The 22,524-nt window shown below is 52.7% G+C and carries 21 protein-coding genes; 17 read left to right on the top strand and 4 right to left on the bottom strand.

The window, feature by feature from the left end; genetic code table 11:
* Positions 1-197: 197 nt before the first annotated feature.
* The 11 genes from ACO0K9_RS01225 to crcB all read left to right on the top strand — a co-directional run bounded on the left by ACO0K9_RS01225 (position 198) and on the right by crcB (position 11,076).
* On the top strand, positions 198-1,175 hold the full coding sequence (locus tag ACO0K9_RS01225; protein ID WP_422980956.1) for an ABC transporter substrate-binding protein: 978 nt from the start codon (positions 198-200) through the stop codon (positions 1,173-1,175).
* A 140-nt stretch (positions 1,176-1,315) separates the two neighbouring features.
* Positions 1,316-2,857, top strand: coding sequence for a sugar ABC transporter ATP-binding protein (locus tag ACO0K9_RS01230; protein ID WP_422980958.1), 1,542 nt, complete (start codon positions 1,316-1,318; stop codon positions 2,855-2,857).
* Positions 2,858-2,952: 95 nt separating this feature from the next.
* On the top strand, positions 2,953-4,023 hold the full coding sequence (locus tag ACO0K9_RS01235) for an ABC transporter permease (RefSeq protein ID WP_422982486.1): 1,071 nt from the start codon (positions 2,953-2,955) through the stop codon (positions 4,021-4,023).
* Positions 4,020-5,036, top strand: a complete 1,017-nt coding sequence (yjfF, locus tag ACO0K9_RS01240) for a galactofuranose ABC transporter, permease protein YjfF (RefSeq protein WP_422980960.1) — start codon at positions 4,020-4,022, stop codon at positions 5,034-5,036. The genes ACO0K9_RS01235 and yjfF overlap by 4 nt, the downstream gene beginning before the upstream one ends.
* A 249-nt stretch (positions 5,037-5,285) precedes the next feature.
* Complete coding sequence (locus ACO0K9_RS01245; RefSeq protein WP_422980962.1) at positions 5,286-6,227, top strand: LysR family transcriptional regulator; 942 nt, start codon at positions 5,286-5,288, stop codon at positions 6,225-6,227.
* 57 nt (positions 6,228-6,284) lie between these two features.
* A complete protein-coding gene (locus ACO0K9_RS01250) occupies positions 6,285-7,634 on the top strand; it encodes a DUF3422 family protein (RefSeq protein ID WP_422980964.1) in 1,350 nt (449 codons plus the stop codon).
* 176 nt (positions 7,635-7,810) lie between these two features.
* Positions 7,811-8,353, top strand: a complete 543-nt coding sequence (locus ACO0K9_RS01255) for a glycine zipper 2TM domain-containing protein (RefSeq protein ID WP_422980966.1) — start codon at positions 7,811-7,813, stop codon at positions 8,351-8,353.
* A 369-nt stretch (positions 8,354-8,722) separates the two neighbouring features.
* A complete protein-coding gene (glp, locus tag ACO0K9_RS01260) occupies positions 8,723-9,928 on the top strand; it encodes a gephyrin-like molybdotransferase Glp (RefSeq protein WP_422980968.1) in 1,206 nt (401 codons plus the stop codon).
* Positions 9,929-9,946: 18 nt separating this feature from the next.
* A complete protein-coding gene (gene moaD, locus ACO0K9_RS01265; RefSeq protein WP_422980970.1) occupies positions 9,947-10,204 on the top strand; it encodes a molybdopterin converting factor subunit 1 in 258 nt (85 codons plus the stop codon).
* 3 nt (positions 10,205-10,207) lie between these two features.
* A complete protein-coding gene (moaE, locus tag ACO0K9_RS01270) occupies positions 10,208-10,696 on the top strand; it encodes a molybdopterin synthase catalytic subunit MoaE (RefSeq protein WP_422980972.1) in 489 nt (162 codons plus the stop codon).
* Positions 10,693-11,076, top strand: coding sequence for a fluoride efflux transporter CrcB (gene crcB / locus ACO0K9_RS01275; protein ID WP_422980974.1), 384 nt, complete (start codon positions 10,693-10,695; stop codon positions 11,074-11,076). Before moaE ends, crcB begins: the two co-directional genes overlap by 4 nt.
* Positions 11,077-11,098: 22 nt before the next feature.
* On the opposite strand, the gene ACO0K9_RS01280 is transcribed toward crcB, so the two are convergent.
* Positions 11,099-12,136: a phytanoyl-CoA dioxygenase family protein gene (locus ACO0K9_RS01280; protein ID WP_422980976.1), complete on the bottom strand. Its 1,038-nt coding sequence runs from the start codon at positions 12,134-12,136 to the stop codon at positions 11,099-11,101.
* A gap of 251 nt (positions 12,137-12,387) precedes the next feature.
* Here ACO0K9_RS01280 and pip point away from each other — a divergent pair, with 251 nt between their 5' ends.
* A complete protein-coding gene (pip, locus tag ACO0K9_RS01285) occupies positions 12,388-13,353 on the top strand; it encodes a prolyl aminopeptidase (protein WP_422980978.1) in 966 nt (321 codons plus the stop codon).
* Between the two features lie 42 nt (positions 13,354-13,395).
* Here the strand turns inward: pip and ACO0K9_RS01290 are convergent, their stop codons facing one another.
* The gene (locus ACO0K9_RS01290; RefSeq protein ID WP_422980980.1) at positions 13,396-13,947 is read right to left on the bottom strand and encodes a hypothetical protein; all 552 of its coding nucleotides are present in this window, start codon (positions 13,945-13,947) and stop codon (positions 13,396-13,398) included.
* 110 nt (positions 13,948-14,057) lie between these two features.
* On the opposite strand from ACO0K9_RS01290, the gene clpB reads away from it, so the two are divergent.
* Positions 14,058-16,655: an ATP-dependent chaperone ClpB gene (clpB, locus tag ACO0K9_RS01295; protein WP_422980982.1), complete on the top strand. Its 2,598-nt coding sequence runs from the start codon at positions 14,058-14,060 to the stop codon at positions 16,653-16,655.
* A gap of 90 nt (positions 16,656-16,745) precedes the next feature.
* Here clpB and ACO0K9_RS01300 read toward each other — a convergent pair whose 3' ends face one another.
* Complete coding sequence (locus ACO0K9_RS01300) at positions 16,746-17,531, bottom strand: AraC family transcriptional regulator (protein WP_422980984.1); 786 nt, start codon at positions 17,529-17,531, stop codon at positions 16,746-16,748.
* Between the two features lie 181 nt (positions 17,532-17,712).
* On the opposite strand from ACO0K9_RS01300, the gene ACO0K9_RS01305 reads away from it, so the two are divergent.
* The 3 genes from ACO0K9_RS01305 to ACO0K9_RS01315 all read left to right on the top strand — a co-directional run bounded on the left by ACO0K9_RS01305 (position 17,713) and on the right by ACO0K9_RS01315 (position 20,701).
* Positions 17,713-18,939: an MFS transporter gene (locus ACO0K9_RS01305; protein ID WP_422980986.1), complete on the top strand. Its 1,227-nt coding sequence runs from the start codon at positions 17,713-17,715 to the stop codon at positions 18,937-18,939.
* 55 nt (positions 18,940-18,994) lie between these two features.
* Complete coding sequence (gene rraA, locus ACO0K9_RS01310) at positions 18,995-19,489, top strand: ribonuclease E activity regulator RraA (protein WP_422980988.1); 495 nt, start codon at positions 18,995-18,997, stop codon at positions 19,487-19,489.
* 210 nt (positions 19,490-19,699) lie between these two features.
* Positions 19,700-20,701 carry an N-acetylmuramoyl-L-alanine amidase-like domain-containing protein gene (locus tag ACO0K9_RS01315; RefSeq protein WP_422980990.1) on the top strand — a complete coding sequence of 334 codons (1,002 nt, stop codon included), beginning with the start codon at positions 19,700-19,702 and terminating at the stop codon, positions 20,699-20,701.
* Positions 20,702-20,730: 29 nt separating this feature from the next.
* Here the strand turns inward: ACO0K9_RS01315 and ACO0K9_RS01320 are convergent, their stop codons facing one another.
* Positions 20,731-21,477, bottom strand: a complete 747-nt coding sequence (locus ACO0K9_RS01320; RefSeq protein WP_422980992.1) for a transcriptional regulator — start codon at positions 21,475-21,477, stop codon at positions 20,731-20,733.
* Between the two features lie 146 nt (positions 21,478-21,623).
* On the opposite strand from ACO0K9_RS01320, the gene ACO0K9_RS01325 reads away from it, so the two are divergent.
* Complete coding sequence (locus ACO0K9_RS01325; RefSeq protein WP_422980994.1) at positions 21,624-22,454, top strand: hypothetical protein; 831 nt, start codon at positions 21,624-21,626, stop codon at positions 22,452-22,454.
* Positions 22,455-22,524: the final 70 nt, after the last annotated feature.

Raw genomic sequence — 22,524 nt, forward strand, 5'->3', positions numbered from 1 at the left:
TTTCAGCCATGTACTGGATTTTTTTTTGGGGATATCAAAAACGGTATCGCAACCCAGAAATAAGTCATTGGATGGCTATACCTGTTTCTTTTATACTACGCAGATAAGATAGGCCCGTTGAATCTGTAGCCATGCATTCATGCATTCAAACACAGCAGGGCACATAGCAGGGTACAACTAATACTCAGGAGACCAGCATGACATTCAGCCGTAGATCGTTCGTGGGCAATGCAATTCAGCTTGCCATTATCACCATAGCCGGATTGGGTAGCGTGTCTGCCCTGGCAGCCAAACCTATCGTGATGGGTTTTTCGCAAGTGGGTGCCGAGAGTGAATGGCGTACCGCCAATACCCTGTCCATCAAGGATGCAGCCAAAAAAGAAGGGGTCAACCTGAAATTTGCTGATGCCCAGCAAAAACAGGAAAACCAGGTCAAGGCCATCCGTTCCTTTATCGCTCAAAAAGTGGATGTAATCGCTTTTTCACCCGTGGTCGAAACCGGCTGGGATACTGTCCTGCGTGAAGCCAAGGCTGCAAAAATACCGGTTATTCTGACTGACAGGGCTGTTAACGTCACCGATACTTCGCTGTATGTGACCTTTATCGGTTCCGATTTTGTTGAAGAGGGCCGTCGTGCTGGTCGCTGGTTGCTGGAACGGGCCAAGAAAACCCCAGACCGCAGCCTGAATATCGTTGAACTTCAGGGTACCGTGGGTTCTGCCCCGGCGATAGACCGCAAGAATGGCTTTGAACAGGCCATAGCTGGCAATGCTAAATTGAAAATTATCCGTTCCCAGACCGGTGACTTTACCCGTGCCAAGGGTAAGGAAGTGATGGAAGCCTTCCTTAAATCCCAGGGCAAGAACATCAATGTGGTGTATGCGCACAATGATGATATGGCGATCGGTGCCATACAGGCGATAGAAGAAGCTGGCCTGAAGCCGGGTACCGACATAATCATTATTTCGATTGATGGTGTGAAAGGTGCTTTCGAAGCCATGATCGCTGGTAAGCTCAATGTCACGGTGGAATGCAGCCCTTTGCTGGGCCCGCAACTGATGCAGGTGGCGCGCGATGTGCTGGCGGGTAAGCCGGTACCCAAGCGGATTACGACAGAAGAAGGCGTATTCCCGGCTGAAGTTGCGGCCAAAGAATTCCCAAATCGCAAATACTGAAGCCTGCAGGCCATTGCTGAAAATGCGCGGGGAGGGGATATTTTCCGCCTTCCAGCGTTGCCTGCCCGCTGTATACCTGACTTAGGTTAGCAGGACAGGAGACAGTACGGCCTTTGCAGTACCCCAACCTGTTGATGATTATGAGCGTATCCGATAACGGAGCATCTGCCACGCCTGTGCTGGAACTGCGTGGTATAGACAAGAGTTTCCCCGGCGTGAAAGCGCTGAGCCAGGCTGGCTTGCGCCTGTTTGCCGGTGAAGTACATACCCTGATGGGCCAGAACGGTGCCGGAAAATCCAGCCTGATCAAGGTGCTGACCGGTGTCTATACACCAGATGGCGGCAGCATTTTGCTGGATGGCAAGGCGGTGCAGCCGCAATCGACCTCAGACGCGCAAGACCTGGGTATCAGTACCGTCTATCAGGAAGTGAACCTGTGTACCAATCTGTCGGTCGCTGAAAATATTTTCATTGGTCGCTATCCCAAACGTTTTGGCCGCATAGACTGGCGCGGCATGCGCCAGCAGGCGGCAGCCATACTGGCGCAATTGCATATTGATATCGATGTGACAGCACCGCTGGCACATTATTCCCTGGCGATACAGCAAATGGTGGCGATATCGCGGGCTATCAGTGTGTCGGCCAGGGTCTTGATACTGGATGAGCCAACTTCCAGCCTGGACGAAGCTGAAGTGCAGTTACTGTTCAGCGTGTTGAAGCGCTTGCGTGAACAGGGTTTGGCCATCCTGTTTGTTACCCACTTTTTAGAGCAGACCTATGCGATTTCTGATCGCATTACCGTGCTGCGTAATGGCATGCTGGAAGGTGAATACCTGTGCCAGGATCTGTCGCGGCTGGCACTGGTGAATAAAATGATAGGTGCACCGGACGAAGCCGAGCAGTTGCAATCCAGCATGGATGACGCAAGCAGAACGACATCCGCAAGCAATGAAGCAGTCACTTTTCTGGAAGCGCATGGCCTGGGACGCAAGGGGGCCATCCTGCCCATGGATTTAAAAATTAATGCCGGTCAGATACTCGGTTTTTGTGGATTGCTGGGTGCTGGCCGTACCGAGGCGGCGCGCCTGCTGTTTGGTGCCGATAAGGCTGATAGCGGTCATATCCGTATCGGCGGTAAGGACCAGCATTTTTCATCTCCCAGGGATGCGATTGCTGCCGGTATTGCTTTCTGCTCTGAAGACCGCAAACATGAAGGCGCGATATTGTCTTTGTCCGTGCGTGAAAACATGATGCTGGCCTTGCAGGCCAGGACCGGTATTTTACGTGCCATGCCTATGAAAGAGCAGCAGGCGCTGGCGCTGGAATATGTGCAAAGCCTGGGCATTAAAACCGCCGATATCGATACCCCGATAGGCACGCTGTCTGGTGGTAACCAGCAAAAGGTCTTGCTGGCGCGCTGGCTGTTGACATCGCCAGGTTTGCTGATACTGGATGAGCCTACCCGTGGCATAGATGTAAAAGCCAAGCAGGAAATCATGGATTTCGTCTCCACCCTGTGCCGCAAGGGCCTGGCAGTCTTGTTTATTTCGTCCGAGTTACCGGAAGTCTTGCGTTGCAGCGACCGCATGCTGGTCCTGCGTGACCGCAAGATTTGCGGCGAATATGCAAGAGGTGAACTGGATGAAACATCCGTTCTGGAAGTCATAGCAGGGGGCGCGTGATGACGATGTCAGCGAAAGCCGATGTACCCGATGTGCCGTCTGTACCACCAGCACAAGTTGCACCAACGCTATCCAGTCCTGTACCGACCTTGTCCATGAAAAACAGATTATCCATCTTGCTGCAGCATCCCTTGTCCCGCCCCATACTGGCATTGCTGGTGCTGTGCATCATTGATTTGCTGTTGATTCCCGGTTTCTTTCATTTGAGGCTGCAAGACGGCCATCTGTATGGCAGCGTGATTGATATCCTGAACCGTGCCGCACCATTGATGTTGACGGCGGTGGGCATGACATTGGTGATTGCTACCCGTGGTATTGATATCTCTGTCGGTGCCGTGGTGGCGCTGTCTGGTACGGTTGCTGCCATGCTGATAGGCGGTACGCTGAGCATGAAAAACGGCACGCCCGAATATGTCAGTAACACGCCCATGGTGTGGGCCTTGTGTGCAGCCCTGGGTGCTGCGGTGCTGTGTGGCGTATGGAATGGCGCGCTGGTGGCTTTGCTGGGCCTGCAACCTATCGTGGCGACGCTGATACTGATGGTGGCAGGGCGTGGGTTGGCGCAGTTGCTGACAGATGGGCAAATCGTTACTGTGTATTACCAGCCTTATTTTTTCATAGGCAGCGGCTATTTGTTTGGGTTGCCTTTTTCATTGACGATAGTCGCATTGGTGTTTTTGCTGACTGCGCTGATCATGCGCAAAACAGCACTGGGCCTGTTTATACAGGCTATCGGTATCAACCCGGTGGCTGCCAGGCTGGCCGGCATCAGAACTGCTGCGCTGATATTTTTCGTCTACCTGTTTTGCAGCCTGTGCGCCGGTGTTGCCGGTTTGATGATCAGCGCCAATATCAAAAGTGCTGACGCAAATAATGCCGGACTCTTGCTGGAACTGGATGCCATTCTGGCGGTGACGCTGGGCGGTACGTCGCTGAATGGCGGCAAGTTCAGCCTGATAGGCAGCGTGATCGGTGCACTCATCATACAGACGCTGACGTATACGATTTATGCCATGGGCGTGCCGCCAGAGGTGAATATGGTGGTCAAATCCATCGTCGTATTCATGGTGTGCCTGTCGCAATCCGCCGAATTCAAAGTCATTTGGCAACGTGCCGTGGCACGCGTCAAACGTCCTTCCAAGCACAATACGACTTCCCCGACATGAATCCTTTTTTCCAAACTTTGCGCAGGCTCACGCAGGGCGCGTATTTCATCTCGCTGGTGACAGTGGGCCTGTTATTGCTGATGCTGGTGCTGGGGGGAGTGGCTTATCCCGGGTTTTTGTCCTTGCAGGTGATCTGCAACCTGCTCATCGATAATGCCTTCTTGCTGGTGATCGCCATCGGTATGAGTTTTGTCATTTTGTCGGGCGGTATCGATCTGTCGGTAGGGTCGGTACTGGCCCTGAGCACCATGATCACGGCCTGGATGCTGCAGATGTGGCACTGGCCACCCATTGTAGTGGTGCCGTTGGTATTGCTGCTGGGCAGCCTGTTTGGTGCCGTAATGGGGGCCATGATTCATTTCTTTAAACTGCAGGCATTTATCGTCACCCTGGCTGGCATGTTCCTGGCGCGTGGTTTGTGCTATCTGATCAGTATCAATTCCATCACCATTGATGATCCGTGGTTTGTCAGCATGTCGCAAAGCCAGTTGGCGTTTCTTGATGTCTTTGTTTCGCCGGGTGTGGTGATTGCCTTGCTGATGCTGGGCCTGGCGATTTATCTGGCGCACTATAGTGAATTTGGGCGTGCGGTATATGCCATAGGTGGGAATGAACAAAGCGCCTTGATGATGGGCTTGCCGGTTGCCCGGACCAAGATCATGATTTATGCATTCAGTGGCTTTTGTGCGGCGCTGGCTGGATTATTGTTTTCGTTTTACATGTTATCCGGCTATGGTCTGCATGCACAGGGTACAGAGCTGGACGCCATCGCTGCCGTGGTCATCGGCGGCACCCTGCTGACCGGTGGTGTCGGTTATGTGGCCGGTGCGCTGACCGGCGTGCTGGTATTGGGCACCATACAAACCCTGATTGCCTTTGACGGCACACTAAGCTCATGGTGGACCAAGATCGTCATAGGCAGCTTGTTGTTTGTATTCTGCTTGGTGCAAAGGATCATGGTGATCAGTGCTGCAAAAGCACCCGCGGCGACTGCAATCGCTGGCAAGACTTGATATTGAAGATTGGGTACTCAGCATAAGCAGTGTGTTGTTACAGAAACGCGAAAAGTTGAAACAAAGCATACGTCCGGATGAAATATCGCTAGAATCATGCGGGGCTTGCGAGAACGCATTCCTCTCTTCTTGAAGGGAGGCGTTCCAGGTCAGTACGTCATAATATATTTTGGGAATATCAAACATCCAGAAAAATATGTGGCAACATGCCCCCGGCGAATTCAATATTGATTACGGCATTGCTCATTTATGGATACACCCAATCCCAACTGGTTTTTGCGCGCACGTCTGAAGACCAGGCAATTATTGCTGTTGATTGCACTCGATGAGCATCGCAATATCCATCGCGCATCCGAAGCCCTGCACATGACGCAGCCGGCAGCGTCCAAGCAACTCAAAGACCTGGAAGAAATGCTCGACGTGCAGTTGTTTGATCGCCTGCCACGTGGAATGGAACCCACCATCTTTGGCGAAACCATGATACGTCATGCACGCATGGCACTGAACAGCCTGGCACTTGCCCATGATGATATTGTCGCCCTGAGGTCTGGTTTGCTGGGGCAGGTGGAAGTGGGTGTCATCATGACCCCAGGCATGGCCTTGCTGCCCAAGGCCATTGCGCGCATCAAGCAACAGGCTCCGTTACTGCGCATAGGCGTGCATATGGAGCAAAGCAATATCTTGCTGGAGCGCTTGCAGCGCGGCAGCCTGGATTTCATGATAGGCCGTATCCTTGATCAGGAAAACAGTGCCAGCCTGAGCTATGAAGAATTGACCGAAGAACCCGCCTGTGTCGTGGCCCGTATTGGCCACCCCTTGCTGGAACACCCCAGTCTGCAATTGCAGGACATGAATACCCGCCCCTGGATATTGCCGTTGCAAGGCAGCGTCTTGCGCCACCGCTTCGACATGATGTTCAGGCGGGCAGGGCTGGAACCACCGGTGAATGTGGTCGATACCACGGCCTTATTGTTGATCACTGCCTTATTGCAGCAGACGGATAGCCTGCACGTGATGCCGGTGGATGTGGCACGTTACTATGCTTCGCTGAATGTATTGAGTATCTTGCCAATAGAATTACCATGCAAGATGGACGCCTTCGGCATTATCCGCCAGCGTGACCATTTGCTGTCACCCGGTGCCGACCTGTTGTTACAGGCCGTACGCGCCGTGGCCGCAGAGTTGTATTGATCTGGCACGCTCTATGCTTATCGTTAATTATTGCTGACGCTTACTTTTCCGACGTTCATGTCCATCATTTATTCCACACTTAATCATCAATTGCGGGTTCCGCTTGCTTCGGAAATCCATTCCCGTCCTTTTTTGAAATTACAGGCACCCGAACGCATATCGCATCTTGCCGTGTATTCCGGTGCTGAAAGCAAGGCAGCCACATCCACTGCACATGAACAACATGCCTTGCTGGCGGCACTGTGCGCCCATTTTGCCGTGGCGGCACCGGCGGGTACGGCCAAATATTTTTATCACGACTTTGGGCGGTTTCGCCTGAAGTGGGAATGTCATGCCGAATTTGCCACCTATACCTTTGCCGAAAGCCTGGCGGAAGTACCGGCCCTGGGTGAGATGTTTGAACACATGCCGGTAACCCAGTTGCCAGGTGAATGGTTATTGCGCCTGCAGGGGAAAATGCTGGTGGCAGCGCACGTTGCCTTGTGCCGCAATGGTGAAAGTACCGAGCAGTTTTCGCGTAGCCTGGCGCGGGTGTTTGAAGGCAATGTGCTGGCTGGCAGCCATGTCATGCTAGGGGGCGAACTGTGGTCGGATTTCGTCATTCAGGCGGACGGTTTCAGCCGTTTCGTGATACGTGACATCGACATGCGGGCGATGCAGGCAGGACGCCTGGTGCAGCGCATACTGGAAATCGAAACCTATCGCATGATGGCCTTGCTGGGCCTGCCCTATGCCCATCAGGCAGCAGCTTCACTGAACAGCATAGAAAATGAACTGGTTGCCTTGTCGGCAGCCATGGTCAAGGCAGGTGAACCAGCCAAGGGCAAAGCACCAGAGCAGGACGGTGTATCAGTCCATGATCTGCTGGACCAGATCATGCGACTGGCTGCACGCATAGAAAAACTGGCGCTGGATAATAGCTATCGTTTTTCTGCTTCCCAGGCTTATTTCAGGATCATCGAAGCGCGCATAGAAGAATTGCGTGAAGTTCGGATAGAAGGTATTCCCACCATAGAGGAATTCATGGACAGACGTTTGACGCCAGCCATGAATACCTGCGTTGCCATGCTTAACCGGCAAGAAGCGCTGGCACAAAGAATTGCAAATACCAATGATCTGTTGCGTACTCGCGTGGGCATCGTGCAAGAAGCACAAAACCGCCAGATACTGCAATCCATGAATGCCCGCGCTGCACAACAATTACGCCTGCAACAGGCGGTAGAAGGGCTGTCGGTAGCCGCCATTTCGTATTATGTGACCGGCTTGTTTTCCTATGTCGGCAAAGCCATCAAGCAGACTGGTGTTAATCTGAATACTGACCTGTTCACCGGGATCATGGTGCCACTGGTAGTGGGGGCAGTATGGCTGAGCCTGCGACGCATGCACAAGAAAATGCATGCGCATTGAACAAGCCGGGCTTGCTTGTATTGATAAAGTTTAAATGGTTGTAAGCGATGCAAGGTATTTAAGCTAAGTCTCCGAAATGCAAGGGATTGTTACGAGGCTTTGTTTTTACGCCTGTCGCGTCAACAAACTATTGCCTGTCGCGTTGATTGAGTACATTACCTTTTTCGGAGTACATCATGCGCAAGCTTACTATCCTGACCTCCATTGCACTCATTTGCTCGATGGCAGGATGTGCGGTGCAGCGTTATCCTGCCAATACACAGGGTCAATATCCAACGCAGTATCCGACCCAGTACCAGCAATATCCAACCCAGTATCCAGCATACGGGCAGAATCAGACACCTTATCCAAATCAATATCAGAATCAGAATGCGTATGTGGATACGGCGCTTATCGTCGGCATCCGTGAAGTCAATGTCGGTAGCGGTGGTTCGTCCGGTGCTGGCGCGGCAGTTGGTGCGCTGATAGGCGGTGTTCTTGGACATCAGGTTGGCAAGGGCAATGGGCGTGATCTGGCAACCATAGGCGGTGCGATTGCCGGTGGCCTGGTTGGCAATGAAATGGAACGTTCATCCACACCCAAAAACAAGATGGAACTGACAGTACGCCTGCAAAATGGTGAGCAGCGCACCGTGCTGGTGGAGCCGAATAATTACTACCGCATGGGTGACAGGATCAGGGTCACTTTCCAGAACGGGCAATTGGCACTGGCTCCCTAAGGCTGGTCATGGCATGGATTTGTAGTTGACAACAGTTTCTTTTTAGGACTTAGGCAAAAATTGTCCCAGCAAGGCGCAGCGACGAAGACAGTACGAATAGTACGGCAAGGAGCTGCAACGCAGTTGGGGCGGTTTTGCGTAAGTCCTACTTATATTCACCCCCGGCACTTTAGCTAGTGCCGGGGGTTTTGTTTTGTGAACACCTTGCAGATATGTCTGTCATGGTGCGACATTCTCTTGCGAAATAGCTATTTGCCTGACGCGGCATTTTGTGAATGCCGGCAGCAGTCACCGGATAGGAACATACAGGCTACAATATCGCCTGATAGCAATTAACAATTAACAATTTGCTCAATCCGGGAATACTTCATGTCAAAACCTATGCTCACCGTGGCTGAGGCGCTGGAATTTTTATTGTCTGCTGTCCGTCCCATACAGGATGTGGAAACAGTCGCTACCTTGGCCGCCAATGGCCGGCTGCTGGCGCAGAGCCAGACTTCCCTGTTGAATGTGCCGCCGCTGGATAATACCCAGATGGATGGCTATGCCGTGCGTGCCGCTGATTGTGTGGATGCCGAAACACGCCTGCGCGTCAGTCAGCGCATCCCCGCCGGTTATATTGGCGAAGCGCTGGAGGCGGGTACTGCTGCACGCATATTTACCGGCGCCATCATCCCCGCAGGTGCTGATGCCGTCATCATGCAAGAGCAATGTGTTGCTGATGGTGATTTTGTGACCATCAGGCACCAGCCCAGGGTTGGCGAATGGATACGCAGGCAGGGTGAAGATATTGCTACTGGCGCGACTATCCTGGCTGCCGGAACCAGGCTAAGGGCGCAGGAACTGGGCCTGGCAGCTTCCGTCGGGCTGGCGCAGTTGCCTGTGTTGCGCCGACCCAGGGTTGCGGTATTTTTTACCGGTGATGAACTGGCCATGCCGGGTGATGTCTTGAAACCGGGGGCGATTTATAACTCCAACCGTTTTACCCTGACAGCCTTATTGCAAGACCTGGGTTGCGACGTCACCGACTATGGCATCGTACCGGACAAACTGGATGCCACTCGCTCCACACTGCGTTTGGCCAGCCAGGAACATGATGTCATCATCACTTCTGGCGGTGTATCGGTCGGAGAAGAAGATCATGTCAGGTCAGCTGTTGAAGCAGAAGGCCGCCTGGATATGTGGCAGATCGCCCTCAAACCTGGCAAACCGCTGGCTTTTGGCGCAGTGGGCAAGGCATTCTTTATTGGCTTGCCTGGCAATCCGGTATCCAGTTTCGTGACCTTTTTGTTATTCGTGCGTCCCTTCCTGCTGCGTATGCAGGGCGTGCAAAAAGTCAGCCCGCAGTCGTATTCTGTGCGTGCCGATTTCGACTGGTTGAAACCAGACCGCCGCAATGAATTCCTGCGTGCCCGCATGAATGCCGAAGGCGGCCTGGGGCTGTTTGCCAACCAGGGTTCCGCTGTGTTGACTTCGACAGTCTGGGGTGACGGTTTGATTGACCTTGCACCAGGTCAAAGTATTCATGCCGGTGATGTGGTCAAATTCATTCCTTTCAGTAGCCTGATGGGCTAAGCTTTTTTCAGATTGATTATGCATATTCAATTACGATTTTTTGCCAGCGTGCGCGAAAAACTGGGTTTGTCTTCACAAGAGGTCGAGGTGCCGCGAGAGGTGCAGACCGTGGGCGATGTCAGGCAATGGCTGATACAGCGTGGTGATGTCTGGGCAGACGTGCTGGCACCTGACCGTGCCTTGCGCATGGCCTTTAACCAGCAAATGTGCGAGCCTGACAGGCGCATCAGTGAAGGGGCAGAGGTCGCTTTCTTTCCACCTGTGACCGGGGGCTGACCGATGACCGTAAGGGTACAGACTGCAGACTTTGATCTGAATGCAGAGATGGCGCACATGCGTCAGGGCAAACCGGCCATCGGTGCCCTGGTCAGCTTTGTCGGCGTCGTGCGCGATATGAATGAGGGACAGTCGGTTCAGGCCATGGAACTTGAACACTATCCCGGCATGACGGAAAAATCGCTGGAACAGATCGTGCAGCAGGCGCAGCAACGCTGGCAATTGATGGATGTACTGGTCATTCACCGGGTCGGCGCGCTCATGCCGCTGGACCAGATAGTCCTGGTGATCGTGGCGTCGCGCCACCGTGGCGAGGCGTTTGCTGCTTGCGAATTCATCATGGATTACCTTAAAACCCAGGCACCGTTCTGGAAAAAAGAGCAGACGCCGGAAGGTGCTCGCTGGGTAGATGCCAGAGAAACCGATGATCAGGCTTTACAAAAATGGACACAAGGAACGGACATGGATACGGATGCCGGAGGTAAGGCATGACCTGGCTGGGTACATTGGCAGTAGGCCTGGGTGCCGCTTTCGGGGCCTGGCTGCGCTGGGTGTTGGGTTTGTGGCTGAATACCACCTATCCCTTATTGCCATTGGGCACGCTGATCGCCAATCTCGGTGGTGGTTACGTCATCGGCTTTTGCGTGGCTTTTTTTTCTGCCTACCCACAGTTGTCACCTGAATGGCGTTTGTTTCTGGTGACGGGTTTCCTGGGGGGATTGACCACTTTCTCCACGTTTTCAGCCGAAGCCATGAGCTTGCTGCATCGCGGTGACTATGGCTGGGCCCTCATGCATAGCGGTGCACACCTGATCGGTTCCATTGTTTGCTGCTTTGCCGGTTTTGCCACTTACCGTGCGTTGTTTGTATAGTATTTCTTGCCGGACCCGGTATTCAGCGCCAGGTCTGTTGAATCGTCAATCTGCTGGGTAGCATATTGATGTACTGCACCAGGCGAGGCTTGGGCCCGCGATTGGGGCGACTACCATGCGGCAGTAACTGATTCCAGATCACCATATCGCCGGCCTTGCCACCTACCGACGTGGAACCCAGCGCATGCAAGTCCTGTTCACGCGGATCGGCGTCAGCCGGCAGACTGGCCAGCCAGGCATCCAGCCTGCGATGAAAGCCGGGTACCAGCGTCAGTGCACCTTGTTCGGGTGGTGTATCCGTCAAATATAAAATTCCTTGCGTGGCAAATGGAAGGGGGGGGTGCAGGCTCATATCCCAGTGCAGATCTGGCCCCCGAAATCTGTGCCCCGGTCTTTCCGGGACATTGAAGCCGCAACGGTCGGTGCTGACCCATAAATCTGTGGTTTGCCACAATTGTGCAAAGGCTTTATGAATACGTGGCGAGTGGCGGTTGGCATCGAATGCCGGGGACTGGAATAATTGCACCATGATGTTTGCATGTTTACCGTGATACCAGGATTCAACATCATCTTCCCTCGCGTTCAGTGTATCCCAGATCACTTGTGCTGCCGCTGCACTATCGTGCGCAGGCACGGCTTCCCGCAGTATGACAAAACCCTGTTCATCCCAATGATGCAAATCATCTTCGGACAGCACGTCCGGCATGCTGGCCAGTTTTGCTTGCCATGCCAATACGCTGGCAGCTTGCGCCGTTTGCTGGGTGAGGGCATTGATGCGCGCCACCTTGTCTGCCGAAGGCATGCCTGCAGTGTGGATGAGCCAGGCTTCAAATTGGGCGAAATCAGGTGCTTCGTTCAGGATGAATTGCGTAACCTGTTCCAGGCCGACGCCCAGGGTATGCAGCATCAGCCGGTCGGTGTGAAAATCAGTGTGGTGGTCGATTTTTTCTCCGCGACGCGCGGCCATCATGCGTGACCAATAGTTTTTCAGATGCGGCAGCTTGATGCGCACTGGGGCATTCAGGTCATTCAGGTCTGTATGGGCGTCGGTCAGGGGCATGACGAATAGGCGTAAAAAAGAAATATCATCGCAAACTGTGTAAAAAATAGCAAATTGATGTCAACATGCTCATTCTTGACATTCTGAGTATAATCATTAGGCCTTACGCAAAAGTGTCCCAGCAAGGTGCAGCGACGAAGACAGTACGAATAGTACCGAATCTTGCTAAATGCGGGAGCTGTAACGCAGCTGGGGCGGATTTGCGTAAGGCCTAATCATCTTACTTTTGGACAAATTTATATCATTCATCTATGACTGCTGACACTTTTCCCTTATTCCCAGCCATCGAGGCAAACCGCAGTGGCATGCTGAAGGTGGATGACACCCATACCCTGTATTGGGAAGAAAGTGGTAATCCGCAAGGGCAGCCAGTGCTGTTCTTGCATGGCGGCCCCGGTGCAGGCACTTCGCCCACTCACCGGCGGTTTTTTGACCCTGTCCACTACCGCATCGTGTTGTTTGATCAGCGTGGCGCTGGCAAATCCCTGCCTCTGGGCGAATACCGTGACAATACAACGCCCTTGCTGGTCAATGACATAGAAAAAATCCGCGTCATGCTGGGTATAGAACAATGGCTGGTCTTTGGCGGTTCCTGGGGTTCGACACTGGCATTGGCCTATGGCGAGGCACATCCTGAGCGTTGCCTGGGCTTTGTGCTGCGGGGTATATTCCTGTGCACCAAGGCTGAAGTGGAATGGTTTGTGAATGGCATGAAATTCTTCTTCCCCGAAGTGCATCAGCGTTTTGCTGAAGCCGTACCGGCAGAAGAGCGCCACGATTTGCTGACAGCGTATACGAAGCGCCTGTTTTCGGATGATCCGGCGGTCTATATCGAGGCTGCCCGTAACTGGAGTCGTTATGAAGGCTCTTGTATTTTTCTTAAACCGCAGCCCGACACCATTGCCGACTTTGAATCAGATGCCATCTGTATAGGCTTGGGCCGGCTGGAAGCGCATTACATGCTCCATGCGGCTTTCATGCGTGAAGATCAACTGATACATGACATTGAGCGCATACGCCACCTGCCGACAGTGATCGTGCAGGGCCGTTATGACGTTGTCTGTCCACCGGTCAGTGCGTATCGCCTGCATCAGGCCTGGCCCGAAGCCAGCCTGCAAATGATTGCAGATGCCGGGCATTCAGGGTCAGAACCAGGGATCGCGGAAGCGCTGGTGCGCGCTACCGAGCAATTCCGGCAAAGCGGCAGGTTTGAGTAAGCCTCAGTTCATCAATAAGCATCAATAAGTATCACGAGGGTATCAATTAAGCAGGCGCGGCGGTGCATCTTCGGATGTACTACTGCTGCCGCCCAGCATTTCCAGCGTAAATCCCCAATCGGCTTTTTCTACCGCATCCTGAAACAGCTTGCAAAAGCCGTGCAGCAGGCGGCGTCCCATCGCCACTTCAAAGTTTTTGCCATCAGCGATAATGAATTCCATACGGAAGGCGGCGGTGGCATGCACGTGAAACTGGATGTCGTTTGGCAGTAAAGCCTGTTCGCCCAAGGGCCAGCTTTCGACCTTGCTGGGGAAAGGGGCGTCAAAATTGCCGCCATCCTTCATCTGGGCGACGGAAGCTTCATGTTCCATCTGTACCATTTCTGCACTGGCATGGGCAGCCGCTGGCTTGCCCAGTTTTACCTGCTTGGCCATGGCTTCCAGCAGCGTAGGCCAGAATTGCATGGTCAGCCGACGGGTAAACAGCAGGTGAATCTCTTGCCTGGCGCTGGCTGATTTTTCGGAAAAGGAAAACTTGACCAGCAGCCTGTCCTGAACTGGCAGGTAACTTATTTGTAATTGTTGTAAATCCATGTCTTTCTTTTGATGTAAAGCAAACAAGCGTGCATCTGTTTTTTTAATATTCTTGAAATTGGCTTTGCTGCCCCAAATTGAGAAACTAAATAATTCTTCAGGAGAGAGTCATGCGGCTCGACAAATTAACCACTAAATTGCAGGAAGCCCTCGCCGACGCGCAAAGCCAGGCAGTTGGCAATGATAACCAATACATAGAGCCTGTGCACGTATTGTTGGCATTAATTAACCAGGATGATGGCAGTAGCCGTTCGCTGTTGCAAAGGGCAGGTGTGAATGTGACTGCGCTTGGCAATGCCTTGAAATCGGCCCTGGACAGGTTGCCCAAGGTGTCTGGCACTGACGGCCAGGTACAGGCCGGGCGTGAACTGGTGGGCTTGCTGAACCTAGCAGATAAAGAATCCCAGAAGCGCGGCGACCAGTTCCTGGCCAGCGAAATGATCTTGCTGGCCCTGACAGACGATAAATCGGAAGCCGGCAAGCTGGCGCGGGAAAATGGCCTGACGCGTAAAGCGCTGGAACAGGCGATCGCTGGCGTGCGCGGTGGTGGCAATGTCGATAGCCAGGATGCTGAAGGCCAGCGTGAAGCCCTGAAAAAATATACCCTCGACCTGACCGAACGCGCCCGTCTGGGCAAGCTTGACCCTGTGATCGGGCGTGATGATGAAATCCGTCGTGCCATCCAGGTCTTGCAGCGTCGCAGCAAGAACAATCCGGTGCTGATTGGTGAGCCTGGCGTCGGTAAAACCGCCATCGTCGAAGGCCTGGCGCAGCGTATCGTCAATGGTGAAGTACCAGACAGCCTGAAATCCAAACGCGTCTTGTCGCTGGATATGGCTGCTTTGCTGGCGGGTGCCAAATACCGTGGTGAATTTGAAGAGCGCCTGAAAGCCGTGCTGAAAGAAATCGCCATGGATGAAGGCCAGACCATCGTCTTTATCGATGAATTGCACACCATGGTTGGTGCTGGCAAGGCCGAGGGCGCGATGGATGCCGGCAATATGCTGAAACCTGCACTGGCACGCGGTGAATTGCATTGCGTGGGTGCAACCACCCTGGATGAATACCGCAAGTACATAGAAAAAGATGCCGCACTGGAACGTCGCTTCCAGAAAATCATCGTGGATGAACCCAGTGTCGAAGCGACGATAGCGATTTTGCGTGGCCTGCAGGAAAAGTATGAAGTGCATCATGGTGTCGACATCACTGACCCGGCCATCGTCGCGGCGGCAGAGTTGTCGCACCGTTATATCACCGACCGCTTCTTGCCAGACAAGGCGATTGACCTGATTGATGAGGCCGCTGCCAAGATCAAGATAGAAATCGACTCCAAACCGGAAGTCATGGATAAGCTGGACCGTCGCCTGATACAGTTAAAGATAGAGAAGGAAGCCGTCAAACGCGAGAAGGATGCAGGCTCGAAAAAACGTCTGGTGCTGATCGAAGAAGAAATCGACAAACTGGCGCGTGAATATGCTGACCTGGAAGAAGTCTGGAAGGCAGAAAAAGCCAGCGTGCAGGGCAGCACCCATATCAAGGAAGAGATAGAAAAAATTCGCCTGCAAATGGATGATGCAAGGCGCAAGGGTGACTGGCAAACCATGTCCGAGTTGCAGTATGGCCGCTTGCCTGAACTGGAAGCACAACTGAAACAGGCCGACACCCAGGCAGATAAAAACCAGCAAGACCATGGCAAGATGAAATTGTTGCGCACCCAGGTCGGTGCCGAAGAAATTGCCGAAATCGTCTCGCGCGCCACCGGTATCCCGGTATCGCGCATGATGCAGGGCGAGCGTGAAAAACTCTTGCAAATGGAAGACGCATTGCATCAGCGTGTGGTCGGTCAGCATGAAGCCATTGTTGCTGTATCCGATGCGATACGCCGTTCGCGTGCAGGTCTGGGCGACCCGGGTCGTCCGTATGGTTCCTTCCTGTTCCTGGGGCCAACTGGCGTCGGTAAAACCGAGTTGTGCAAGGCCTTGGCTGGCTTTATGTTTGATACCGAAGAATCACTGATCCGTATTGACATGAGTGAATTCATGGAAAAACATTCAGTCGCCCGCCTGATCGGTGCGCCACCGGGTTATGTCGGCTATGAAGAGGGTGGTTACCTGACCGAGGCGGTACGTCGCAAACCTTATAGCGTGATCTTGCTGGACGAGGTGGAAAAAGCCCATCACGATGTCTTCAATGTCTTGCTGCAGGTGCTGGATGATGGCCGCATGACCGACGGGCAGGGGCGCACCGTGGATTTTAAAAACACGGTGATCGTCATGACGTCGAATCTTGGCTCGCACCAGATACAGGCGATGGAGGGCAGTGACCCTGAAGTGATCAAGATGGCTGTCATGGGCGAAGTGAAAACCCATTTCCGCCCCGAGTTCATCAACCGTATTGACGAGATCGTGGTGTTCCATGCGCTGGATGCCAAAAACATCGGTGCAATCGCCAAGATACAGTTGAAAACGCTGGAGCAGCGTCTGCATCAGATGGACATGGGCTTGCAGGTCAGCGACGCCGCTTTGCACAAGATCGCCGAGGCTGGTTTTGATCCTGTGTACGGCGCAAGGCCATTGAAACGCGCCATTCAGCAGGAAATCGAAAACCCCTTGTCGAAAATGATATTGCAAGGCCAGTTCGGACCCAAGGATGTGATTGCCATTGACGCCAAAGAACATGGACTGGTGTTCACCAAAGCCAGTGTTTGATTGAATAGAAAAATTGAACTTTGAGACCAGTTGCTGGTCTATAGGGATGTAGGAAGCAAGTTGGGGCAGCGTGCAAACGTTGCCCTTTTTTTATTTCTGACGAAAAAAACTGCTCGGTGATTCGCCAAATGTTTTCTTGAACATGGCAGAGAAAGCTGACTGGCTGGCATAGCCCAGTTCAGCCGCCACTTGCGACAAGGGCAGGCCGCTGGTGATCAGTGGTGATGCTTTTGATAAGCGCATTTGCTGGCGCCAGGCGGTGAAGGACATATCCAGTTGCTGCTCAAACAGGCGTGACAGCGTGCGTGACGATGCACCTACCTGGCTGGCATAATCTTCCAGTGTCAGGCCGGATGCCGGGTCGGCCAGCAATATTTCACACAGGCTTTTCAGGCGTTTGTCACGTGGCATGGGCAGGCGTATGGGCAGGTGCTTGGCTGCCTGCAATTCATCCGTGATGACGGCAGCAAGATGATTTTCACGTGGGCCGGCGTGATCGATCTGCTCCATGCCGGCGATCAGTTCGCGCAGTAATGGTGATACCTCCAGTACCAGGCAATTGTCGCCTTTGAAAGGTAGATGGTCAGCATGAAAATTCAGCAGGCGCAATTGCGATGGTTCGATAATCCTGACTTCATGCGCTACCCCCGCCGGTATCCAGATAGCCCGTAATGGCGGCACGAACCAGGTATTGTCGTTGGCCAGGATTTGCATCATGCCTTGCGGCGTGTAGGTCAGTTGCCCCCATTGGTGATGATGTGTGCGTATCACTTCTTCAGTCGGCAGGTCGCGCGCCGCCAGGCGCACTGGCCGTTGCGGGGTGGGGCTTTTGTCCGCTGATTGCGGGCGGGTGTCGGTCAGGATTTCTATTGCCATACTGAGATTGTCACGGATATTGTCACGAATATTATCAATTAATTATTGTTGTTGAGTTGTCGTAATTTCGACAAAGTTTGTCTATCTATCTTAAATCAGACTGAGCGATTTTGCATACACTCATCAGGTCGGGCGCTGTCATGCGCCAATATGCGCCAAATCAATAGCGAAAGGACTTAGTATGACTACAGCAGTAAGCCCACCGGTGAATCTCAGACAGGATGCCATGGTGATCAGCCTGGTTGGCTTGGCGCATGGTATTTCCCACTTTTTCCATATGATACTGGCCCCCTTGTTCCCTTGGATTAAGGATGCGTTCAGCCTGAGTTATGCCGAGCTGGGTCTGTTGATGACGGTGTTTTTTGTCATTTCCGGCATCGGTCAGGCCTTGTCGGGTTTTATTGTCGACAAACTGGGGGCAAGGGCGATCTTGTTCTTTGGTATTAGCTGCCTGGGGTTTGCCGCGCTGGTATTGTCATCTGCACAAAATTACGCGATGCTGCTGGCCGGCTCCATGCTGGCTGGTGTTGGTAATGCCGTTTTTCATCCGTCGGATTACACCTTGTTGAACAAGAAGGTTTCCACTGCGCGTCTGGGATATGCGTTTTCTGTGCATGGCATATCGGGTAATCTGGGCTGGGCGACTGCACCGGTGTTTCTGGTAACCATCGCTGGCTTGACGAGCTGGCGCACTGCACTGTTTTCTGCCGCTTTTCTGCCGTTTGCCGTGTTGGCGATTCTGTTTTTCTATCGTGATTTATTGCATACCGAGCCAGTACATCACCACAATGCACACACTTCGGGCGTGAAAACGGCAGGTGGCACCACGGATTTCTTGCGCATACCGGCTGTCTGGATGTGTTTTGGATTTTTCTTCGTGACCGCAATGGCATTGGGCGGCATACAAAGCTTCTCTTCTGCCGGTCTGCGCGATATGTATGGCATGAAATTGAGTGAAGCGACCACTGCCTACACCGGGTATATGCTGGCGTCTGCTGCCGGCATGCTGTGGGGCGGCTTTCTGGCAGCAAAAACATCGCAACATGACAGGACGATCACGCTGGCCTTCAGCTTCGCCGGAATATTTTCCCTGATATTGGCCAGTGGCGTGGTGAATGTGCCGATAGCCATCGTGTTGATGGCGGCGATAGGTTTTGGATCGGGCGTTGCTGGTCCCTCACGTGATTTGCTGATACGGGCAGCCGCACCCAAGAATGCGACTGGCCGTGTGTATGGCGTTGTTTATTCGGGCCTGGATTCCGGTCTGGCTGTGGCGCCGCTGATTTTTGGTGCCATCATGGATGCGCATCATCCTTCCTGGATTTTTGTCTGCATAGGCGTGTTCCAGGTGTTAGCAATATTGACGGCCGTCAATGTCGGAACCAAGACGCGTGCATTGGCAGTTTGAGCTTTGCTGGTTAGAATAAGACCTCATCCTAACCAAGTTCAACTGAGGAAAAATCATGAGCTTTGCGACCTGTGATATCTGTGATGCCAATGAGGGCAAGATTGCCACCAATGAGTTGTCTGTGGTGCCACCCATCTTCATGCGTTTTGGTAAAACCAGCAAATTCAGTGGACAGGCCGTGACACTGAAAGTCTTTGAAGACAATGTACTGGTCAGATCTACACTGGAGACACCGGGAAACGGCCAGGTCCTGGTGATTGATGGTGGTGGCAGCTTCCGTTGTGCTTTGGTGGGTGGCAACCTGGCGGCACTGGGTGAAAAAAATGGCTGGTCGGGCATCATTGTGCATGGCTGTATCCGCGATGTGGATGAAATCAACCAATGCAACATCGGTGTGCGGGCCATGGCATCCATGCCTTTGCGCAGCGCCAAACACGGTGGTGGGATGAAAAATTTGCTGATCAATATCGCCGGTGTCGCGATTCATCAGGGTGACTGGATTTATGCGGATATAGATGGTGTGCTAGTCGCCAGGCATGCATTGATCTGAATTTCATAGGACTTACGCAAAACCGCCCCAGCTGCGTTGCAACTCCTTGCCGTACTAAAGTACTGTCTTCGTCGCTGCGCCTTGCTGGGACGATTTTGCGTAAGTCCTATTTCAGTATCATTAGTCGATCATGGGCGAAGACAGGAAATGCATGGTCACATAGGTGGCGATGCGTTTATTTTTATTGGAACCTTTTCCCATGGTATAAGTTTGACTAATACCGTTTTCTTTTACCTGTCTATGTTTTCTCGTTTACTTTTTTCACTATCTGCGCCACTGTCATTGGCGGTAGCCGCGCTATTCTTCGCCGCACCACTTCAGGCGCAGGATAGAGTCGCTGTCCCATCAACTGCTGGCAAGCTGGAAGTTGATCCTTTTCCGGCAAAAAAAATCCACCAGATGACGCCGCAAGAGCTTGATAAGTACCTGGCTTTTCTGCATGCCAGCGTGCCAGACCTGCGCCAGAGAATAGCCATCATCGCCAGGAAGAATATTGGCCAGCCTTATCGCCTGAATTTGCTGGGTGAATTTCCTTTCGAGCTGCATGACACTTTACCCATGTATAGCCTGACGCATAGCGATTGCCTGGTATTTGTTGAACATACCTATGCCATGGCATTAAGCCGTTCATGGGAAGAGTTTTTCTGGATATTGCAGCGCATACGATACAAGGATGGTCAGATCGGTGTAGCGACCCGCAATCATTACACCGAAGTGGACTGGAATATCAATAACGCCTGGCTGCTCAGGGATGTCTCTGGCAACTTGTTGCCCGGCACGGCCAGCACTTTTGACGTCAGCGTGGACAGGGCAAAGTTCCTCAAGGAGCAGCACCATACGGTCACCAACATCCCGGTCCAGAATAGCCGCGAGTCTTATGTGAAAACGGCGCAGGTGAATGCGGTATTATCGCAGTTACAGAACGGTGATTTCGTCAATGTTGTGTCCGACAAGGATGGTTATCAGTCAGTGACCCATGTCGGTCTGGTGGTGATTGATGCCGATGGCAAAAGAAATTTCCTGAACTCTGCCGAGCCGCAAGTCAGGGAAGAAAGTTTTGATGCCTTCATCAATCGTACCCATGAACGCACCAGGACCAGCAAGCTGCCTAATCCAAGAAAACTGCTGGGCTTTAAATTCTTGCGCCTGCGCGATGATATCGTCATCCCGTCGTCGGTAAGCCTGCCCAAACCCGCGACCATAGGTGGGTGATAGCTGAGTGATAGGGGCATCGCTCCCCTTCAGTGCTTCCTGCGCAAGGCCGTGAAGCTTGCAGGTTCCCACTCCCGCATCGCCATTAATAAACCTGTGCCACGTCTTTTCTTCAAGGGGCTGGCCAGGCTTTCTGTATGCAGTTCTGCAAAACTCTGTTTCAACTGCCGCAATTCGGCATGAAATTTCTGCATTGCCGGTTCAGTCAGCATGCCATGCAGGAAATACAGGGATTCATTTTCCTGATGGAATGCGGCTTTCAGAAAATCCGGCATACCACTTTCGCGAAAATACTCACGTATGGGGCCGTGCACCAGCCAGTCAAAGTCACGGGCGACATTCAATCGTATGCGATTGCCCGGTAATACGCTGATCAGTTGTAGCTTGTCCAGCCTCAGCAGCTTGCTCAGACATTCGGTTTCACTGATCTGATACACCCGCAAGATATCTTCAAATTGCCAGTGGTTGATGGCACATACCGCGACCAGCAAGAGTTTGCTGTCTGACACCAGTTCTTTTTCCTGCGCCACGCTCAGTGTATGGATGCGCGCATTGCTGGCATTGGCTTCCTGCGTGATTTCCATCAGACTAAAACCCAGGAAATGACACAACTGTGCCAGCCGCTCTACGCTCATAGAGGCGCCATTCTCGACACTGAGCAGCCGTTTGATACTGGCTTCGGATAAATCCAGCGCCAGTGCGACATCCCGGTAGGTCTTGCCTTGCTGTTTAAGCTGAAATTTGATGCTGTTCAGAATTTGCCGGATTTCAGTCATGGTCGTCGTTATCTCGATAAGAGAATAGATGGTGGCAGAAAATAATACTTTTGTCAGTATGGTCCGCTACTTTTCGATAAGGAGTTTCATTTTTCTATCCTTCTGGGCAAGCTTGCTGCTTTGTTACTGAAGAACAGGTGAAATAAATGGAAACCCCTGCAGTTCATACCGTGCATGCATCGCATACCTTACGTCCATCTCAATTGGCAACTGCCTTGCCCTGGGCAATTATCGCGCTCGCGGTAGTCGCCATGCTGGTACACGGGCCCATTTTGCAATTCGCGCATTATCATGATTTTGCTGATCAATCGGCATGGAGGGGCATCTCGCATACCATGGATGTCTTGTCGAATATCGGTTTTGCCCTGGCAGCGCTAGCCGGTGTGGTGGTGCTGTTGGAACAATTCAGGCAAGGCGGTGCGGACAGGGCTTTTCCTGCTCTTTGCGTGTTTGTGCTGGCTTTGCTGGCAACGACCATAGGGTCAAGCCATTATCATCTGGCTCCGGACGATGCCCGCCTGTTTTGGGACCGTCTGCCAATAGCACTGGCTTGTTGCAGCCTGCTGGCGGCAGTGCGGGCCGACAATCTGCCCGGCATGGATGCCAGGCGTGCTTTGACCGAACTGACAGTGCTCTTGTTCGCCGGTTTTGCCTCTGTATTGTGGTGGCAGCACTCGGGTGATTTGCGCCCGTATTTGCTGATACAGCTCTTGAGTCTGATACTGATACCTATATGGCAGGCCATATGGGGCAGCGCACGCCAGACCAGGTTACTGTTTGGCTGTGCCATGCTGCTGTACGTAGTTGCAAAAGTGACTGAGCTGCTGGACGCTGAAATACTACATGCCTTGCACATTATCAGCGGCCACAGCCTCAAGCATTTGCTGGCAGCGGCAGCAGCCGGTTTGATCGTGCTTGATTTGCACTCAAAACAGAGCAGGCGCGATGTTCTGGAGGTGGAAAATACAAAAAGCTGAAGGATTCTGGCAATCTGCTTCATAATTGCAGGGGAAGATTGGCAGTTTCATTTTTAAACCAACCCTGACT

The organism is Undibacterium sp. Ji50W (assembly GCF_049340445.1).
Taxonomy (GTDB): domain Bacteria; phylum Pseudomonadota; class Gammaproteobacteria; order Burkholderiales; family Burkholderiaceae_D; genus Undibacterium.

What these genes read in the sequence shown, in the direction of transcription:
- pip (WP_422980978.1), top strand. Translation starts at nt 12,388, where the DNA reads ATGACTGCTGACACTTTTCCCTTATTCCCAGCCATCGAGGCAAACCGC.
- ACO0K9_RS01230 (WP_422980958.1), top strand. Translation starts at nt 1,316, where the DNA reads ATGAGCGTATCCGATAACGGAGCATCTGCCACGCCTGTGCTGGAACTG.
- ACO0K9_RS01325 (WP_422980994.1), top strand. Translation starts at nt 21,624, where the DNA reads ATGGAAACCCCTGCAGTTCATACCGTGCATGCATCGCATACCTTACGT.
- clpB (WP_422980982.1), top strand. Translation starts at nt 14,058, where the DNA reads ATGCGGCTCGACAAATTAACCACTAAATTGCAGGAAGCCCTCGCCGAC.
- ACO0K9_RS01235 (WP_422982486.1), top strand. Translation starts at nt 2,953, where the DNA reads ATGAAAAACAGATTATCCATCTTGCTGCAGCATCCCTTGTCCCGCCCC.
- glp (WP_422980968.1), top strand. Translation starts at nt 8,723, where the DNA reads ATGTCAAAACCTATGCTCACCGTGGCTGAGGCGCTGGAATTTTTATTG.
- ACO0K9_RS01225 (WP_422980956.1), top strand. Translation starts at nt 198, where the DNA reads ATGACATTCAGCCGTAGATCGTTCGTGGGCAATGCAATTCAGCTTGCC.
- ACO0K9_RS01300 (WP_422980984.1), bottom strand. Translation starts at nt 17,531, where the DNA reads ATGGCAATAGAAATCCTGACCGACACCCGCCCGCAATCAGCGGACAAA.
- rraA (WP_422980988.1), top strand. Translation starts at nt 18,995, where the DNA reads ATGAGCTTTGCGACCTGTGATATCTGTGATGCCAATGAGGGCAAGATT.
- moaE (WP_422980972.1), top strand. Translation starts at nt 10,208, where the DNA reads ATGACCGTAAGGGTACAGACTGCAGACTTTGATCTGAATGCAGAGATG.
- crcB (WP_422980974.1), top strand. Translation starts at nt 10,693, where the DNA reads ATGACCTGGCTGGGTACATTGGCAGTAGGCCTGGGTGCCGCTTTCGGG.
- ACO0K9_RS01250 (WP_422980964.1), top strand. Translation starts at nt 6,285, where the DNA reads ATGTCCATCATTTATTCCACACTTAATCATCAATTGCGGGTTCCGCTT.
- ACO0K9_RS01290 (WP_422980980.1), bottom strand. Translation starts at nt 13,947, where the DNA reads ATGGATTTACAACAATTACAAATAAGTTACCTGCCAGTTCAGGACAGG.
- ACO0K9_RS01280 (WP_422980976.1), bottom strand. Translation starts at nt 12,136, where the DNA reads ATGCCCCTGACCGACGCCCATACAGACCTGAATGACCTGAATGCCCCA.
- yjfF (WP_422980960.1), top strand. Translation starts at nt 4,020, where the DNA reads ATGAATCCTTTTTTCCAAACTTTGCGCAGGCTCACGCAGGGCGCGTAT.
- moaD (WP_422980970.1), top strand. Translation starts at nt 9,947, where the DNA reads ATGCATATTCAATTACGATTTTTTGCCAGCGTGCGCGAAAAACTGGGT.
- ACO0K9_RS01305 (WP_422980986.1), top strand. Translation starts at nt 17,713, where the DNA reads ATGACTACAGCAGTAAGCCCACCGGTGAATCTCAGACAGGATGCCATG.
- ACO0K9_RS01320 (WP_422980992.1), bottom strand. Translation starts at nt 21,477, where the DNA reads ATGACTGAAATCCGGCAAATTCTGAACAGCATCAAATTTCAGCTTAAA.
- ACO0K9_RS01255 (WP_422980966.1), top strand. Translation starts at nt 7,811, where the DNA reads ATGCGCAAGCTTACTATCCTGACCTCCATTGCACTCATTTGCTCGATG.
- ACO0K9_RS01245 (WP_422980962.1), top strand. Translation starts at nt 5,286, where the DNA reads ATGGATACACCCAATCCCAACTGGTTTTTGCGCGCACGTCTGAAGACC.